General features: G+C 66.3%; 17 protein-coding genes. 7 read left to right on the forward strand and 10 right to left on the reverse strand.

Annotation, left to right across the window (positions count from 1 at the left end; genetic code table 11):
• Positions 1-19: 19 nt before the first annotated feature.
• The 7 genes from AC5592_RS02930 to AC5592_RS02960 form a co-directional block, all read right to left on the reverse strand.
• Entirely contained in the window at positions 20-601 is a 582-nt protein-coding gene (locus AC5592_RS02930) for a GTP-binding protein (protein ID WP_036501302.1), read from the reverse strand.
• Between the two features lie 6 nt (positions 602-607).
• Complete coding sequence (locus tag AC5592_RS02935; RefSeq protein ID WP_030514366.1) at positions 608-991, reverse strand: DUF742 domain-containing protein; 384 nt, start codon at positions 989-991, stop codon at positions 608-610.
• Positions 988-1413 (reverse strand): roadblock/LC7 domain-containing protein, encoded by a 426-nt coding sequence (locus AC5592_RS02940; RefSeq protein WP_030514365.1) that lies wholly within the window; start codon positions 1411-1413, stop codon positions 988-990. The genes AC5592_RS02935 and AC5592_RS02940 overlap by 4 nt, the downstream gene beginning before the upstream one ends.
• Entirely contained in the window at positions 1391-3835 is a 2445-nt protein-coding gene (locus tag AC5592_RS02945) for a sensor histidine kinase (protein ID WP_063063293.1), read from the reverse strand. The genes AC5592_RS02940 and AC5592_RS02945 overlap by 23 nt, the downstream gene beginning before the upstream one ends.
• Before the next feature lie 215 nt (positions 3836-4050).
• The gene (locus tag AC5592_RS02950) at positions 4051-5262 is read right to left on the reverse strand and encodes an MFS transporter (protein WP_063063294.1); all 1212 of its coding nucleotides are present in this window, start codon (positions 5260-5262) and stop codon (positions 4051-4053) included.
• A gap of 202 nt (positions 5263-5464) precedes the next feature.
• Positions 5465-5944 (reverse strand): hypothetical protein, encoded by a 480-nt coding sequence (locus AC5592_RS02955; protein WP_036501306.1) that lies wholly within the window; start codon positions 5942-5944, stop codon positions 5465-5467.
• Positions 5945-5953: 9 nt separating this feature from the next.
• Entirely contained in the window at positions 5954-7387 is a 1434-nt protein-coding gene (locus AC5592_RS02960; protein WP_198163743.1) for a helix-turn-helix domain-containing protein, read from the reverse strand.
• 241 nt (positions 7388-7628) lie between these two features.
• On the opposite strand from AC5592_RS02960, the gene AC5592_RS02965 reads away from it, so the two are divergent.
• The 5 genes from AC5592_RS02965 to AC5592_RS02985 all read left to right on the forward strand — a co-directional run bounded on the left by AC5592_RS02965 (position 7629) and on the right by AC5592_RS02985 (position 12222).
• A complete protein-coding gene (locus AC5592_RS02965) occupies positions 7629-7931 on the forward strand; it encodes a hypothetical protein (protein ID WP_063063295.1) in 303 nt (100 codons plus the stop codon).
• Positions 7932-8336: 405 nt separating this feature from the next.
• Positions 8337-8492 (forward strand): hypothetical protein, encoded by a 156-nt coding sequence (locus tag AC5592_RS02970; RefSeq protein WP_157110970.1) that lies wholly within the window; start codon positions 8337-8339, stop codon positions 8490-8492.
• 47 nt (positions 8493-8539) lie between these two features.
• Complete coding sequence (locus AC5592_RS02975) at positions 8540-9907, forward strand: hypothetical protein (RefSeq protein ID WP_063063296.1); 1368 nt, start codon at positions 8540-8542, stop codon at positions 9905-9907.
• A 6-nt stretch (positions 9908-9913) separates the two neighbouring features.
• Positions 9914-10480: a class IV adenylate cyclase gene (gene cyaB, locus AC5592_RS02980; protein WP_036501311.1), complete on the forward strand. Its 567-nt coding sequence runs from the start codon at positions 9914-9916 to the stop codon at positions 10478-10480.
• A 188-nt stretch (positions 10481-10668) separates the two neighbouring features.
• The gene (locus AC5592_RS02985; RefSeq protein ID WP_063063297.1) at positions 10669-12222 is read left to right on the forward strand and encodes a succinic semialdehyde dehydrogenase; all 1554 of its coding nucleotides are present in this window, start codon (positions 10669-10671) and stop codon (positions 12220-12222) included.
• Between the two features lie 44 nt (positions 12223-12266).
• Here AC5592_RS02985 and AC5592_RS02990 read toward each other — a convergent pair whose 3' ends face one another.
• The gene (locus tag AC5592_RS02990; protein ID WP_036501314.1) at positions 12267-12602 is read right to left on the reverse strand and encodes a hypothetical protein; all 336 of its coding nucleotides are present in this window, start codon (positions 12600-12602) and stop codon (positions 12267-12269) included.
• Between the two features lie 123 nt (positions 12603-12725).
• On the opposite strand from AC5592_RS02990, the gene AC5592_RS02995 reads away from it, so the two are divergent.
• A complete protein-coding gene (locus AC5592_RS02995; protein ID WP_157121530.1) occupies positions 12726-13466 on the forward strand; it encodes a M50 family metallopeptidase in 741 nt (246 codons plus the stop codon).
• Here AC5592_RS02995 and AC5592_RS03000 read toward each other — a convergent pair.
• Entirely contained in the window at positions 13442-13843 is a 402-nt protein-coding gene (locus tag AC5592_RS03000) for a MerR family transcriptional regulator (RefSeq protein ID WP_063063298.1), read from the reverse strand. The two genes, AC5592_RS02995 and AC5592_RS03000, sit on opposite strands and share 25 nt — an antisense overlap.
• Positions 13844-13942: 99 nt before the next feature.
• On the opposite strand from AC5592_RS03000, the gene AC5592_RS03005 reads away from it, so the two are divergent.
• Complete coding sequence (locus AC5592_RS03005) at positions 13943-14731, forward strand: amidohydrolase family protein (RefSeq protein WP_036501316.1); 789 nt, start codon at positions 13943-13945, stop codon at positions 14729-14731.
• Between the two features lie 69 nt (positions 14732-14800).
• Here AC5592_RS03005 and AC5592_RS03010 read toward each other — a convergent pair whose 3' ends face one another.
• Positions 14801-15592: a tetratricopeptide repeat protein gene (locus tag AC5592_RS03010; protein WP_063063299.1), complete on the reverse strand. Its 792-nt coding sequence runs from the start codon at positions 15590-15592 to the stop codon at positions 14801-14803.
• Positions 15593-15635 lie beyond the last annotated feature (43 nt).

A 15635-nucleotide genomic window follows, 5' to 3' on the forward strand; every position in this document is an offset into this window, starting at 1 on the left:
CCGCTCACGACATCGGCGGTCAGGCCACCGAGCTGGTGGCGCGGGCGATGAGATGTTCGACCAGCGTCATCAGCACCGTCTTGCAGGAGCTGCGGTCGCGCGCATCGCAGAGCACCACCGGGATGTGGGCGTCGAGATCGAGCGCCTCGCGTACTTCCTCGGTGGTGTAGACCGGGGCGTTGTCGAAGCAGTTCACCGCCACCGCGAACGAGAGTCCGCGCCGTTCGAAGAAGTCGATGGCGGCGAAGGAGTTCTCCAGCCGGCGGGTGTCGGCGATGACCACCGCTCCGAGGGCGCCGCGCGCCAATTCGTCCCACAGGAACCAGAATCTGTCCTGGCCGGGCGTGCCGAACAGGTACAGCACCAGGTTCTGGTCGATGGTGATGCGACCGAAGTCCAGCGCCACGGTGGTGGTGGTCTTGCCCTCCACGCCCGACAGATCGTCGATGCCGGTGGACAATTCGGTGATCAGTTCCTCGGTGCGCAGCGGCGTGATCTCGCTGATCGAGGACACCATCGTGGTCTTCCCGACGCCGAAACCGCCGGCTACGAGGATTTTGACCGAGGCAGCCAGGTCGGCCGAGGACGAAATATCAGGCACGGTGTTCTACAGCTTTCGGATTCCATCGAGTACTGCTCGCAAGATGTTCAGTTCGCCGGTCCCGCCGGTATCGGTGTCGGTCCGGGCGGGAGCCCGGAAGTTCAGCAGACCCTCGCCGATCAGATCACCGACGAGGATCTTGGTCACCGCCAACGGTAGCTTGAGTCTCGCCGAGACCTCGGCTACCGATTGCGGGGTCCGGCACAGCCGGACGATTTCCGCGTATTCGGGTTCGACGCGCCGCAGCGGCGGACCCGGTGACACGGTCACCACCAGGGTGAGCATGTCCAGATCGTGTCCCGCCCCCATCGTGCGGCCCCGAGTTACGGCGTACGGACGGACCAGGGGACCGGCCGCATCGTCGAACCACGGTTGACCGAAGCGCGTCATGACAATCTATGCTCCACGTGCTCGGCCAGACCGTTACGCGGATCGGTGGACAGGTAACCGCCGACTCGCTGCACGGTCAGGTTCATTTCGTAGGCCACCATACCCAGATTCGCGTTCTCGTTGGCCTGCAATGCGATACATGCGTTGTCACCGGCCGCGGTGACGAACAATACCGCACGGTCGAGTTCGATGACCGCCTGGCGCACGCCACCACCGTCGAATCGGTTCCCGGCGCTGCGCGCCAGCCCGTAGAGGGTGGCCGACATGGCGCCGAAGTGTTCGGCGTCCTCGCGGCTCATCGATGTGGAGCGGCCCAGCAGCAGCCCGTCGGTGGAATGCACCACCGCGTAGCGCACCCCGGCCAGGCGATCGACCAGATCGTCGAGCAGCCAGTTCAGATCACCTGCGTTGGAAGAAGTCACCTTCGCCTTCCTGTTCGTCCGGGGTGTGGCCGGGCTGCGATCGCCGCCCCTGCCTGGTTCCGTTCTCGATGGCGGACATCAGGTCTCGTGCCTGTTCCGCCGAGCGCGGCCGCTGCGGGGACGCAGCGTCGGGTTGGGGGTCGTGCGCCAATTCCGGTGCCAGACTGGCCTGTCGGCGACGGCGGGGCAACGGTGGGCGAGCATCGCTGCCAGTGTAGGACGGACGCTGCGGGCTGCGACGCGCCGGTTGGTCGGTGGGTGTCGCGGGCAGCTCGTGGCGCGGCGGCGCTTCGCGCCGGGCCGGGGAGTCGGCCCAGCTCCGCTCGTCGGTGCGCGGCACGCTGTCGGTGCGCGGGTAATTTGACCAAGCCTGCGGTTGCGGCGAGGTCAGGGTCGCCAGCGACGTTGCCGCCGAGGTCGTCTCGGCCGCCGGGATGGCCGGCATCTCACCGGTCATCGCGGGTTCGGGGCGGCGGCCGCCGAACCGTTCGGGCAGGTGGTCGGCCAGCGGCGCATCGGCGGCGACGACGGCGGTCGGCACCAGCACGATGGCGCGGATGCCGCCGTAGTCGGATTCCGACAGCCGCACCGAGATGCCGTGGCGGGCGCCCAGCTGGGCGACCACGAACAGGCCCAGACGCGAATTGGCCGACAGGGTGGCGACACCGAAATCCGGTGGGTTGCGCAGCATCTCGTTGGCGCGTTCGAGTTCGTCGGCGGGCATGCCCATGCCCTGATCGCTGATCTCGATCGCCACACCCTTGCCGACCACGTTGCTGGTCACCTCGACCCGCGACTGCGGCGGAGAGAAGGAGGTGGCGTTGTCGACCAGTTCGGCGAGCAGGTGGATGAGGTCGGCGACGACGTTGCCGACGATGAACACCTGCGGCATGCGATGCGCGCGAACCCGCGCGTAGTCGAGGGTTTCACCGATCGCGCTGCGCACCAGCTCGACCAACGGCACCGGGCGCCGCCACTGCCGGCCCGGTTCGCCGCCGCCGAGGATGATCAGGTTCTCGGCGTTGCGGCGTTCGCGGGTGGCCAGGTGGTCGAGCCGGAAGAAGGTCTCGAGCAGGGCCGGATCCTCCTGGCGCTGTTCGGCTTCGTCGAGAATCTCGAGCTGGCGGTGCACCACGATCTGGCTGCGGTGCGCGATGTTGAGGAATACCGCGCGCACGCCCTCGCGGGTGCGTGCCTCGGTGACCGCGGCGGAGACGGCCGCGGTGTGAGCGCGGTTGAACGCGTTGGCCACCGAACCGATCTCGTCGTGACCGAAGTCCAGCCGGGCCGCCTCGGTCTCGGCGTCGATGTTCTCGCCCTCGCTCAGGCGGCGCATCGTCTCGGGCAGGCGGACCTCGGCCAGTGCGAGGGTTTCGGTGCGCAGCCGCTTGAGCCGCCCGATCAACCGGTTGGCCAGCCACAGCGACAGCAGGAAGGCGATGATCGCGATCGCCAGCACGCCGGCGCCGGCCCACAGCGAATTGGTCGCGGTGCGGTCGCCGTCGTCGACGGCGGTCTGGTTGGCGTGGTCGTTCTGGTACTGCCAGGCGGCGAGCAACTGGTCGCCGAGCTGTTCGGCCGAGGTGCGCCAGTCGGTGAAACTCATGGGGGGCGGCGGCAATTCGCCGTTCTTGCCCGGCGCGGGTGGATGGATGAGGTAGTCCTCCATCGCGGCCAGCTGCTGCCAGGCCGGGGAGGCGAGAACGGTCTTGATCTTGTCCGCCGGGGGACCGGTGAGATCGGCGGCGAGCTGGGGGAGTTCGGTGCGGTAGTAGCCGACCAGGTTGCGGTAGTCGTCGCGCATCTGCCCGGCGAGGATCTGGCCGTTGAGTTCGGCGGCGGTCAGGGCGGCGCTGCGCGACATGCCCTCCATCGCGTGCAGAGTGCGCAGACCGCCGGCCAGCTGCTGGGCGACCGCCGCGTCGGGCGCGGTCGGAATGGTGAGATTGGTGCCGACGACGACCGCATCCAGAATGCGGTTGTAGATGGCGTAGGTTTCGGGAATCGGCAGCGCGCCCGCATCGATGCCGCCGCGGATGGCCGGAAGTTGCTTCTTGAGGGTTTCGAATCCGCCGGTGTCGTCACCCATCGGATTCGAACCGCTGGTCATCAGTTTGTTCTCGGTGGCGGCCAGGGCCTGCAGGGCATTGTCCACTCGCGTGCGGGCCGCGCCGAGAGCGGCCGGGTTGCCGTGCTCACCGGCCAGATGCCACAGCGACAGCATCCGCTCCTGTTCCACCGCGGCGATCATCTCGCGAGTGTGCACATTGGCGTTGCCCAGGATCGATGCCCAGTCCTTGGCGTGTTGCCCCTCCCGTACCAGATAACCCGCTGTGCCCACACCGATTCCGAGCAACGTCAGACTTGGAATCACTGCGATGGCCAGGATGCGGGTCCGGATACCGAGCCTCGCTCTCAACATCGGCACAACATAACGGGCGATGTTTCAAACTTCAGGTCTGATACCACTGAGCGAGACCCGTATTGACTTTCATTGCCCGATATGAGTTTGCAGGTCAGGACGTGAATTATGGATGTGGTGAAGGTGACGGTCACCGAACGATTGTGGCAAGTCACACGTTTGAACAGTGTTAGGTATAGCCGGGCTCGAATATCGCTGTGAGGCAGCGCGTTCGGTCACCGGCCGGCCGGTGTGCGCCCGCGCGCGGCGAGGACGAACAGGACGACCACGGCGGCACATTCGACCGCTACCACCGTGGCGACCAGTGCCGAATACGATGTGTCGGACAGAAATCCGGTGATCGCTCCGCCGGCGGCGGTCGCGGTGCCGAGAACGGCGGCGTAGATGCCGTAGGCGGTGGCGCGGCGATCGCCCGGCACCAGGTCGGCCACCACGGCACGCAGCGTGGATTCCTGCACACCGACCGTCGCGCCCCACAGCAGCGCCCCCGCCAGTACCGCGCCCATGCCACCGGCGAAACCGAAGACCGGCACCAGTGCCGTCGAAACCGGTAGAACGAGGAGCGTTTTCGCGCCTACGCGGTCGTACAGCCACCCGGATGCGAGCGCGGCCAAGGCGTCGGCGGCCATGGCCGCGGCATAGACCACCGGCACCGTCGCCATCGTGAACACCCCGGCCGCCACCATGTGCAGCGACAGCACGCCGTAGGTGGTCGCGCCGACCATCGAGACCGCGGTGAACAGGCAATACAGCCAGAACCTGCGGGGCAGGGGAACTCTCGCGATTCCGGGCCGAGGCGCCGCGGCCGGTTCGTATCGCACCGGATCGGGGACGCGAATGCGGATGCGCCACAACAACAGCAGCGTCGCCGCACCCGGTATCGCGAGCATCGTGAGGGCGGGAGTGAAATCGTCGCCGGTCGCGGCGAGAACCGCCGCGACGGTCAGCGGCCCGGCGACCGCGCCGACCTGATCGAGTGCCTCGTGGACGGCGAAGCCCCGACCGCGCCCGGTGACCGCCGTCGCATGCGAGAGCAACGTGTCCTTGGCCGGGCTGCGCACCGCCTTGCCGACACGTTCGGCGATCACCAAGGCGGCCGCCACCCACAACACCCCCGCCACACCCAGCAGCGGGACGCTGACCACGGTGAGCACATACCCCGAGATGGTCCACGCCCAGAACCGCCTGGTCCGGTCGGCGAGCGGGCCGGACACCAGACGCAGCACCAGCGCCGCCGCCTCACCCACCCCGGTCACCACGCCCACGACGAACCCGGAAGCCCCCAGCGACCCGAGGAGCGGTCCGGTGATCGACCGCGCCCCTTCGTACACGAAATCGGCCAGCAAGCTGACGATGCCGAACCGGACGACGAAACCCCAGGCACTCAGCGGCGCAGCCGCCTCTCGTGCCGCCCGCCGAGTCGCCATGAACCGCCTCCGGTCGTCGCCGATCTGCCGCCGCCCCGAACGGCTCCATGATCGCATCGGAACGCGACCGCAGCAGGCGAACGACCGGAAGGACGTCAGCGCGGGTCGGAGGGCAGCGAAGAACTCGGCGCGGCACCCAGATGGGTGGCCGTCCAGCTGGCTAGCAGGCTCAGCGCATCGGCGGCCGGGCCGCCCGGCTCGGCTACCGGCGTACGCGCCGTGCGCCTTCGGGCCACACCACGTCCACCGGCACACCTCTCTCCCGCGCGAACTTCACCACAGAACCAGTTCCGCTGCGCTCGCCAGGCTGACCGTCCCACACCGCCACGAGACGATCGCATGTCCCCACCACGGCCTCATTGGCGGCCTCATACGCTTCCGGTCCTGTGTCATCGAACGGCATCACGCTCACCACTTCGGCGCGCTTGGACAGCTCATCGAACACCGGCGCATGGTCGGGTTTGACCTTCTTCTCGCGATAGTTTCGCGACGGTATCACCACCTCGAGCTGGCCGCCCGCGTCCAAAACCGCCTCGGCAAATACGGAATCAGCGCCCCTCGCAATACAACTGATGCCCGTCACGTCATCGTAGCGAGCCAGCAGGCTGGTGATCTCCCCGTACACCAGACGCCGTGTGTCGTCAGTGATGTCCATATGTCCGGTGACACCGATTCGAACCATGCAAGATTTCTACACCGTGTCGATGATCAGTGGACGCACTCGATCCCTCAGCTCGGCGACGCACCGCACCCCTGCGAGTTGGTCGGTGCGGCCGTACACGTTCCACAGCTTCTTTCGAACGCGATCGGACGCGGTCTGCTCAACCATGTTCAAAGCCTCGTGCCCGAGCCGTGCCGCCTCGTCCAACTCGCCCTGGAGTAGGCGCGCCTCCACGATCCCCAGTTTGTCCAGAGCCGAGCTGCGCAACCGTCCTGGCACCCTCAACTCGATCGCACGCTCGATTTCACACGCGGCCTCCGCAGCGAAACACGAGTCGTGGCGAGCCATCTCGAGCAGCCTTCCGCCCAACGTCCCAGAAAGCTCGGCCGCATCGAAGTACCGAATCCAGTACGGATCACTGGCGGTGTCGGCGCGGGCAAATGCCCGGTAGGCCTTATCGCATGTCCGGCGGAACGCCGACGGTCGTTCGAGTTTCCCGTACGCCCACGCCTCGCGGGCGTAAAGCATCGCCTGCACCCTTGGCGTCACCACATCACCGAATTCGTCCTGCGCCAGCCGGATTATCTCCAGCGCATCCATCGCGCGCTGATGTACGAGGTTCCTGCGCCTGGACACTGTGCCGTAATGGTCCAGAGACAGAAGCTGTCTGGCCATGCCTGCCATCGCGTTCGCGCACAGAGCTGGATCGCCCGCAGCTTTCGCCGCCCCCACGGCCAGCATGTAGTACTCCTGGGCCGCCGTCTGCAGCCCTGAATCCCAGGACATCGTCGCTGCCGTTTCGGCAAGCAAGGCCAATACACGCCGCAGTCGGCGCCGGATCTCTGTTGGATGGCTGTCTTGCAGCAGTTCATTGACCTCGCTCAATTGACCGATCACGGCCTTGCGGCGCAACCCGCCGCCGAATTGGTCGTCCCACTCGCGAAACATCTGCGCCGCGTTCTCCAGCTGCTCGACCTCTTGACGGCCGATATTGCCGCGGCCGATAGCGGCCACCGGCTCGTCGCTTACGCGCTGTAGCCACTGTTCCAGCGGTTCGATCAGCTTCGCACCGACCACCACGCCGATCAGGGCGCGGGTTGCCTGGCGTCGGTCCAACATCAAATCTCTCCTGGTCAGTTCTGCCGTCACGGTGGCGCAATCGGTACTCCACGATGTCGGATCCCACTCGGGGACATCCAGACTCTTTTCGGCAACGCCAGGTTCAGGCGTTGCGACCTGTTGGCGTCTCGCATAGAAGTGCCCGCGTTGTTCCTGGGTAGCGCCGTCGAGCAGTGTCGTCATCAGACCCGCGTAAAACTCGTCCAGTCGGATTGTTGTCCCTCGGCTGGCCCATTTTTTCACTGTCTGCACATGAATCCCGAGCCGGTCGGCGAATCGCTTCTGGGGGAGTCCCAGGGCTTTCCGCAACGCGGTTGCGTCGGCACCTGTCCACGTGACATGCATACCCAATCCTGGCCCCTCGGCGCTGGGTGCGTATACCACCGTGAACCCAGCGTATACCGCCATGTACCGCGTGCACCTTCTGTCGCGGAATTCCCCGAGCCACGCTTGGTTCCAGCTTCCGATGCCCAATGCCTCAGCCCCACAGGGGTTTCCGGCACCGATCGAGTCCATAACTTCGAATTGGTCGGCGGGCCAGGCATCGGGAGAGTCCATCCGGCCGACACACAAACCGAAGGTTCCGGTGCTGACGACATCGCTCTTGATCGGCGGTCTCGCCGCCGTACGGGTAGGGCTGGCCGCCGCTGCCTACCTCATGCCGGCACGACCGCGTCCCACCACATTTGCCTGCGACAACCCGCAGGATCCGGAGTGTCCACACCACGCACCGCTGATGCTGTTCACCGAGGCCCAAGCGCACCTGGAGATGCAACTCCATCGCGAGTGCCGCCGTGGTGATTGTGCGCGCAAAGACGCGGCCTGGATGGTCCTGGTCGACGCGGGTCGCATTCATCCGCGTGTGCCCCTCATCGGAGGCATCCGGTGAGCCCGAGTGTCGCGCATCAGCTCCCGCAGTCGGACATCATCCACCGGTTCTGCGAAGACTGCCTTGCTCCGATCAACAGTCTGGAAGAGGCTCGTCGCGTTCTGACAGTTCATGCCGATCACGGGGCGCGATGCCCCCAGTACCTGGCAGCCCTGTCGTGGGCATCGGAGGTGACGGCGTGAACGCCACAACCGACGACGAGTGGTGCGACTGGTGCGCCCTCGAGATCCCCGGCGAACCCCTTCGCGCGGACGGTCGTGTCTTCTGCACCCCAACGTGTCTCGGCGAATACCGCAATCGTTCGGACTCGTCCTCCGTGATCGACATGCCGCAGCGTCGTGCCCCTGGTGCCGGCTCCGAAACCGCTGACAGGTTGGCACGGTTGGAAGCCGAGGGGCCGTCGCGATGACCGAGCAGCTTCCACGGCGCGAGCCCGGTGAATCCGGGTTCCTGCGCTACCCAACCACGCTGGCGTCCGCAGCGCTGCTGATCCGCGTCGCGCAAGGGCTCGATGAATGGAGCGAACGCGACCGCCACGAATCCAGGCCGCAGGAGCCGTAGCTCCGCCGAGAGATTCCCCTGCACAATTCTCCGTTCAGGAAGAACCGATGCCTACAGTGAATATGTTTGCCCATCAACAGAAATCGGATGCTGGTTACCTCGACATCGCCGCGAACGATCACGGCGACGAGAAAGGCGCACTCGTCCACCATGCCATCACACGTCTGCAGACGGCCGAACCTGACCTGGTCGAAATCGGACCTGGTGGGGGCGCAGCCGTGCGATACCTTGCCTCGAGACTCACCGCCGACAGTCGGGCACGGCTCACGTTGATCGAGGCCCCTGGGGTGACATCACATTCGCTGGGAGAAGCCATGGAAGCATTCGCGGCTGTGGGCACCTGTCATCTTGTCCAAGGCTGGGCGAAGGACCTTTCTACACTGATCGCCGACCCTGTAGATGTGATCAGCGCCTCGGCGCTCATGCACGAGGTGTACTCCTATGGGGGTGCGTACACGGGGCTTCACACGATGATGCGGGTGCTGCCGACCGTGATCCGGCATCACGGATTCTTCGTCTACCGCGACGTTTATGCCGTCGACGCGCCGACTCTGCACGAACGTGTCGTGCATTGCTACAGCTCGCAATCCTGGCTGCAGTTCCTGCGGATGTTCGTACCTCATTACCTCGTCGAAGGTGCGCATCCCTACCATCACCACGACGACGAGGTCGTCGCGCGACAGAACTCGCGGATAGTGCCCGTCGCAGAACTCGACACCCACGTCTGCGCCGTCATCGAGGCACCGGTTGGGGTGTTCCGGGAGGTGCAGCGCCACTACATCACCCTGCGCGACCATGTCTGGAGGTCCGGGATACTCGGGTTCACGCCGATACTGGACGGCGAGTTGTCGGTGGACTGGGTTGATTTCCGTTCCGGTCACAAGCGCGTTCACTACACCCTCACGGACTCGGAAATGGTCTCACCGCATCCGGACGCGCTGCTCGCGGTCAGTGAGCGGTACAGCGACCATTACGTGATCGACGGCGACATCTTCGATGCGGTCACCGACGCTGCTCTCATGGCATTCCTCTCTGGTGCCGAACTCGCCGACTCCCGGTGTGAACCGACATGGCGTGCATGGCTGGCACGCGAAGGCCACGAGACCTACGCGTACCTGACCGCAGACGACCTACTCACCGCGTTCGCCGTGAACTCGCTGGAAGGTCGGCCGGATCAAGACACGGTGTTGATGCCGGTCTCCGTCGAGGACGTGATCACGCGAGATCGCCTCTACTACAATCGTTTTCTCGCCAAGCGGCTTGCGAACCCTCTGGTCGACGCGAAACAGCTGATCTTGTTTCAAAACATCCCGACCCACGACCACACCATGCAACGAGCGCTGGCCACGCTGCAACAGCTGTGCTCCAAGCCCAACGTCGCCCGGCTGCATACTGCCATCCATTGGAAAGGCTGAACCCCAATGCATTTGATCGAGGTCGAGCGCAAACGCGTCCTCACCGACGCTCCCGCCCTGCGCGACCGGCTCATCGCGCTGGGTTACTGCGAGAACGCCCGAGTCACCGAGACCGACGTCTACTACAGCAGGCCCGATGTGGATTACATGCAGACCGTCGAATGCCTTCGAGTACGCCGCCGTGGCGACTTCTGCGAGATCACCTACAAACCGCCGTCGAATTCCGGCACTCACGGCGCGAACCACATCATCGCCAAACGGGAAATCAATGTCGCTCTCGCGGGAGTCGCGGACAGCGACGCGGCACGCGCGCTGCTCGAGGCTGTCGGGATGCGAGAACTCGCGGTCGTGGAGAAGAACCGGTGCGTATTCCGCCATCCCGATCGCGAGGACACAGTGGTCGCTCTCGACAGTGTCGCCGGTGCCGGCGAATTCGTCGAAACCGAAGTCTGCGCGAGCGACCCGCACGAGGCAGCCACGCACCTCGAGCAGGTCGAGCTCGAGTTGAGTATCGATACATTGCCGGTTGTCACGCTGCCATACCGCGACCTGGTGATGATGGCTGCGCGATGATCCTGGCCTCGAGCGGCGAGGAAGCACCTGCCCGGCGGACCCGCCCCGGTGCGGCGCTTGCTGACCCTGTGAGCCGTCGGGCTCGAGGGCGTCGCACAATATCCGTCCCAGGGCGGAGATATGCCCGCGCGGCGCGCGGTAGATTATGTGTATCGGACGGTTACATTACTCACAAGTAGGAGGCGACGATGCCCGTGCCGGAAGCTGCGGTGTTCGAGCGTCTGCGGGCGTTCGCGTCCGTCGACGGTTCCCGTGAGCGCGCGAACAAGACCATCGCCGAGACGTTCACCGGGCGGCCGCTGGGCGAGGTGCCGGTGGGAACCGCCGACGATGTGAGCGCCGCGTTCATCCGCGCCCGCGCCGCCCAGGCAGAGTGGGCGAAACGCACGCCGAAGGAGCGGGCGGCGGTGCTGGAACGCTTCCGCGAACTGATCATCAGCGAGCGCGATTACCTGATGGACGTCATCCAGGCGGAAACCGGCAAGGCCCGGTGGGCGGCGCAGGAAGAGATCCTGGGCATGATGTTCGCGGCCCGCTACTTCTCGCGCGTGGCGCCGAAGCTGCTGGCACCGCATTCGGTACCCGGCGCGTTCCCGGTGCTGAATCGCGCGCAGGTGCGCACCCAGCCCAAGGGCGTGGTCGGCGTCATCGCGCCGTGGAACTATCCGATGGTGCTGTCGATCGGCGATGCGATCCCGGCGCTGCTGGCCGGCAATGCGGTCGTCGTCAAACCCGACAGCCAGACCCCGTTCTCGTCGCTGGCGAGCGTGGAATTGCTGCTGCGCGCGGGTCTGCCCCGCGATGTACTGCAGGTGATCCCGGGACCGGGCGGCGTGGTCGGCACCGCGATCGTCGACCAGTGCGACTACCTGATGTTCACCGGCTCCTCGGCCACCGGGCGCGAGCTGGCCCAGCAGTGCGGTAAGCGGCTGATCGGATTCTCGGCCGAACTCGGCGGCAAGAATCCGATGATCGTGACTCGCGGCGCGAATCTGGACAAGGTCGCCAAGGCCGCCGTGCGCGCCTGCTTCTCCAACGCCGGCCAGCTGTGTATCTCGATCGAGCGGATCTACGTCGAGCAGTCGATCGCGGCGGAGTTCAGCGAGAAGTTCGTGAAGGCGGTCGGTGCCGCGAAACTCGGTGCGGCCTACGACTTCTCGACCGACATCGGCAGCCTGATCTCACCGGCGCAGCTCGAGACGGTCACCAAGCACGTCGCCGACGCCACGTCCAAGGGCGCCGAAATTCTCGCCGGTGGCAACGCCCGGCCCGATCTGGGGCCACTGTTCTTCGAGCCGACCGTGCTGAGCAAGGTCACCGACGAGATGGAATGCGGCCGCAACGAAACCTTCGGCCCGCTGGTGTCGATCTATCCGGTCGCCGACGTCGAGGAGGCGATCGCCCGCGCCAACGACACCGAATACGGGCTCAACGCCGGCGTGTGGGCGAGCAGCGCGTCCGAGGGGCAGGCCATCGCGGCCCGGCTGCGGACCGGAACCGTCTGTGTCGACGAGGGTTACGCACCGGCGTGGGGGAGCACCGGCGCCCCGATGGGCGGTATGGGGATCTCCGGGGTCGGTCGCCGCCACGGTCCCGACGGACTGCTGAAGTTCACCGAACCGCAGACGGTGGTCGTCACCCGCGGAATGAATCTGGATGCGCCGCTGGGCATTCCGCAGTCGAAGTGGCAGGCGTTGCTGATGGCGCTGGCACGCAGCTTCCGCTTCCTGCCCGGACGCTGAGCCGGACGGGTCGGTCACCGGGCAACGGTGACCGACCCGCGCGCTCACTGATTGAAGAAGATTCCGGTCAGATTCGCGTTCTTGATCGGAGTATCGGCGTTGCGCTGGTTGGCGCACAGGAAATCGACCGCCGCCATGGTGGCGTCGACCTGGGTGCCGGCGGGTTCGTGATCGTTGTTCGTCTGCTGTTTCACGAATTTGGTGATCGTGACCCGCTTGGTGTCGGCGTCCTGTTTGACATACTCGCTGCACGGGGTGTCGCCACCCTTGTTGATCGCGCGCTGCACGTCCGAGCATCCACTCAGCAGGCCCGCGGTCACCGTGGCCGCTGCGATGGTGCCGAACAGCGCGGCGATGCTGCGATGGGCCCTGGATGTCATCTGTTCTCCTCGTCGAGGCCGCGTGCCGGGCCGATCCCGGCAATTCGACCGCAAGCCTAAGCGTTCACCGGCCGAATACCCCGTCGTATCCGGCCGAATCGGGCGGACCGCTACCCTACGGCGGTGCAGCTGTCTCGAACGGCCGATGCGGTGTCGTCGGTAACCGATAGATTGACGACGATATCTCCGCAACCGCCGGTGTGGGTGGTGCTGGCGACGGCTGCCGTGGCGGTGGCGGTGGTGCTCTACCGGCCGGTGTGGCGCGTGCTGCGGACATGTGTGACGATCGCCCACGAGATCGGCCACGCGGTGGTCGCGATCTGCACGGGCCGCACCCTGAGCGGTATCCGCCTGCATTCGGACACCTCGGGCGTGACCGTATCCCGCGGCAAGCCACGCGGTTTCGGGATGGTGCTGACCACCCTGGCGGGTTATCCGGCTCCCTCGGCGGTCGGGCTCGGGTTCGCGATCCTGCTCGGCACCGGACGCCAGACGTTGATGCTGTGGATACTCATCGCGGCACTGGTGGTGCTGATCGTGGTGATCCGCAACCTGTTCGGCTTCCTCGCCGTGATCTGCGCGGGCGGGGCCGCCTTCGCCGTGTCCTGGTACGGAACGGCGGTGTGGCAGGGCGTCTTCGGCTATGTGGTGACGTGGTTCCTGCTGTTCGGCGGGGTACGCGCCGTGATCGAACTGTGGCAGGTGTCGGTGCGCGGCGACGGGTCCGATGCCGACCAGCTGGCCTGGCTCACGCGCATTCCGGCGCGGCTGTGGGTCCTCGTGTTCGGCCTGCTCACCCTCGCGGCACTGGTCGTGGGGGCCGGTGAGCTGCTCGGAATTCAGCTCGGCGGCACAGCCGCCTGAAAGGTTCGGGGTAGCGCCGCACGTGCGGCGGCGGTTTCTGCGGTGGTGATGGTCTGCCGCAGAACGTCTCTGGCTGTGTTGATCTCGGCCGATCGCTGGTCGAGGACGCGCAGCTGGGCGCGGAGCGCGTCCAAGACGCCGGGGCAGGGCAGTACCGCGGCCGCAGCGTCGGTGCAGGGAAGGATGTGGCGGATGATGCGGGTCGGGAGGCCGGCCGCGAGCAGAGCCCGAATCCGCAGGACCGTCGTGGTGGCGGTCTCGTCATAGGTCCGGTACCCGTTGGACCGGCGCTCGGACCGGAGCAGCCCCGCCCGTTCGTAATAGCGCAGGAGCCGTTCGCTGGTTCCGGTCCGCTTGGCCAGTTCTCCGATGAGCACCGTCTTTCCTCTCGCGCTTGACCTTCCAACAGTGTCAAGGAGCAACAGTGGGCCTGCCCTGCCGCATTCCAGCGGCCCCGCTCACTCCTGGAGGAACCCTTGATCATCGATGCCCACAGTCATGTCCACGACCCGGTCGAAAGCCACCTCGCCGCTCTGGACGATGCGGGAGTGGATCGCGCCGTGCTCTTCGGGACCAGACCGCATCCGGAGCGGGCCGTCGATCTTGTGTCACTACGTCGTGAGATGGGCGTCCTCGACAGCGCTCTGGCAGGCGGCGAGAACAGCCTCGACAGCTATCGCACCGCCTGGGCAGAGCTTCACGAGGCCCTGGCCGCGCACCCGAGCCGGTTCATCGGGTTCGGCTCCATACCGGTGGACCTGCCCGAGGACGACATCGCGGTTCTGATCGACCGGGAGGTGGTGGGACGCGGACTGCGCGGCATCGGGGAACTTACACCTCCCGCGGGTGAGGCAGCCCGGATCGAGCCCGTGCTCGCCGCGGCGCACGACCACGGCGGGCTGCCGGTCGTGGTCCACGGATCTGCCCCCACCACTGGCGAAGACCTGCGCACGTTGTCCCGTCTCGCGGCGCGATACCCGGCGGTTCCGCTGGTGGTCAGCCAACTCGGCGGGACGAACTGGATGGCGGCGATCGAAATGGTGAAGGACACACCGAGTATGTATGTGGAATTGTCCACAGCCAACATCATTTTCGCGGTGCGGCTGGCCATCCGCGAAATTCCGGAGCGAACGTTGTTCGGCTCGGATGCTCCCTACGGCGATCCGGTGCTCGCCCGCACGACCGTGGAACGGGTCACCCCTCCCGGTGCGGTGCGTGACTTGGTGCTCGGAGGAAACCTGGGACAGCTCTTGGGCCTTCTCTGAACCGCCCAGCCGCCCGGCGAGCGTGCGGGGTACCGACCAGGTGTCGGCGGCGGCGCGGCGTTCGACGGCTCAATGCTCCTGAGCCTGCGCACGCCATCGCCGGGCCGCATCCGGATCACCCCGGCGCTCCAGCACTTCCGCGAGACCGGCCATCGCGCGTGCATCGCCCTGTTCGGCCGCCAGGCGCCACCAGCGTTGCGCCTCGTCGAATTCGCGTGTCCGATAACCGAGTACGCCCAGATCATAGGCCGCCGCGGTATGTCCGAGATCGGCCGCCTGCCGCCACATCCGCCGGGCCTGGTCGAGGTCGCCGCGAGTGTGCGCCTCCACTCCGAGGTGGTAGAGGGTGGAGCGGATGCGGTCCTGCTCGCCGCCGGCGTCGACGGTGACGGTCATCGCGACCACCAATTCATCGAAATCGGGTTCCCCGACTCCTGTGCTGCAGCGCAGCAGCATCGAACCGGCCGCGCCGCGTTCGATGACGAGTCCGTAGTTGCCCGTCCAGGATTCGACCGCGCCCGCGGCCGTCATCCAGACCGGGGTGAGGGTGTACGCGGCGGCCGGTCCGGTTCCCGACAGGTGGAGATCGGCTCCCTCGGCGAGGGCATCGCTCCATACGTCGACGCCCGGCAACCGCTGCCCGCGCAATGTCACGTATCCGTCGATCACCGATACCCCGATGCCCAGTCCGAGCAGTCCCGGCGGCGATGCCGCGGCGTGCAGCACCAACCGCACCACCGTCGTTTCGCCACCCAGGCGCTGCGAGTACATCGGGTGGACCGTGACACCGCGCCAGCCGACCGGCTCGGTGCCCGGATATCGCTCGGCCAGGGGACGATTCGCCTCACCGGTATCGGCCATCGCGCCGCCTTTCGCCGTAGCTGTAAGGGAATCGATGCGTTGC

The organism is Nocardia violaceofusca NBRC 14427 (assembly GCF_963869435.1).
Taxonomy (GTDB): domain Bacteria; phylum Actinomycetota; class Actinomycetes; order Mycobacteriales; family Mycobacteriaceae; genus Nocardia; species Nocardia aobensis.

What these genes read in the sequence shown, in the direction of transcription:
- AC5592_RS02950 (WP_063063294.1), bottom strand. Translation starts at nt 5,262, where the DNA reads ATGGCGACTCGGCGGGCGGCACGAGAGGCGGCTGCGCCGCTGAGTGCC.
- AC5592_RS02970 (WP_157110970.1), top strand. Translation starts at nt 8,337, where the DNA reads ATGACCGAGCAGCTTCCACGGCGCGAGCCCGGTGAATCCGGGTTCCTG.
- AC5592_RS02945 (WP_063063293.1), bottom strand. Translation starts at nt 3,835, where the DNA reads ATGTTGAGAGCGAGGCTCGGTATCCGGACCCGCATCCTGGCCATCGCA.
- AC5592_RS02955 (WP_036501306.1), bottom strand. Translation starts at nt 5,944, where the DNA reads ATGGTTCGAATCGGTGTCACCGGACATATGGACATCACTGACGACACA.
- cyaB (WP_036501311.1), top strand. Translation starts at nt 9,914, where the DNA reads ATGCATTTGATCGAGGTCGAGCGCAAACGCGTCCTCACCGACGCTCCC.
- AC5592_RS03010 (WP_063063299.1), bottom strand. Translation starts at nt 15,592, where the DNA reads ATGGCCGATACCGGTGAGGCGAATCGTCCCCTGGCCGAGCGATATCCG.
- AC5592_RS02960 (WP_198163743.1), bottom strand. Translation starts at nt 7,387, where the DNA reads ATGCATGTCACGTGGACAGGTGCCGACGCAACCGCGTTGCGGAAAGCC.
- AC5592_RS02935 (WP_030514366.1), bottom strand. Translation starts at nt 991, where the DNA reads ATGACGCGCTTCGGTCAACCGTGGTTCGACGATGCGGCCGGTCCCCTG.
- AC5592_RS02985 (WP_063063297.1), top strand. Translation starts at nt 10,669, where the DNA reads ATGCCCGTGCCGGAAGCTGCGGTGTTCGAGCGTCTGCGGGCGTTCGCG.
- AC5592_RS02975 (WP_063063296.1), top strand. Translation starts at nt 8,540, where the DNA reads ATGCCTACAGTGAATATGTTTGCCCATCAACAGAAATCGGATGCTGGT.
- AC5592_RS02990 (WP_036501314.1), bottom strand. Translation starts at nt 12,602, where the DNA reads ATGACATCCAGGGCCCATCGCAGCATCGCCGCGCTGTTCGGCACCATC.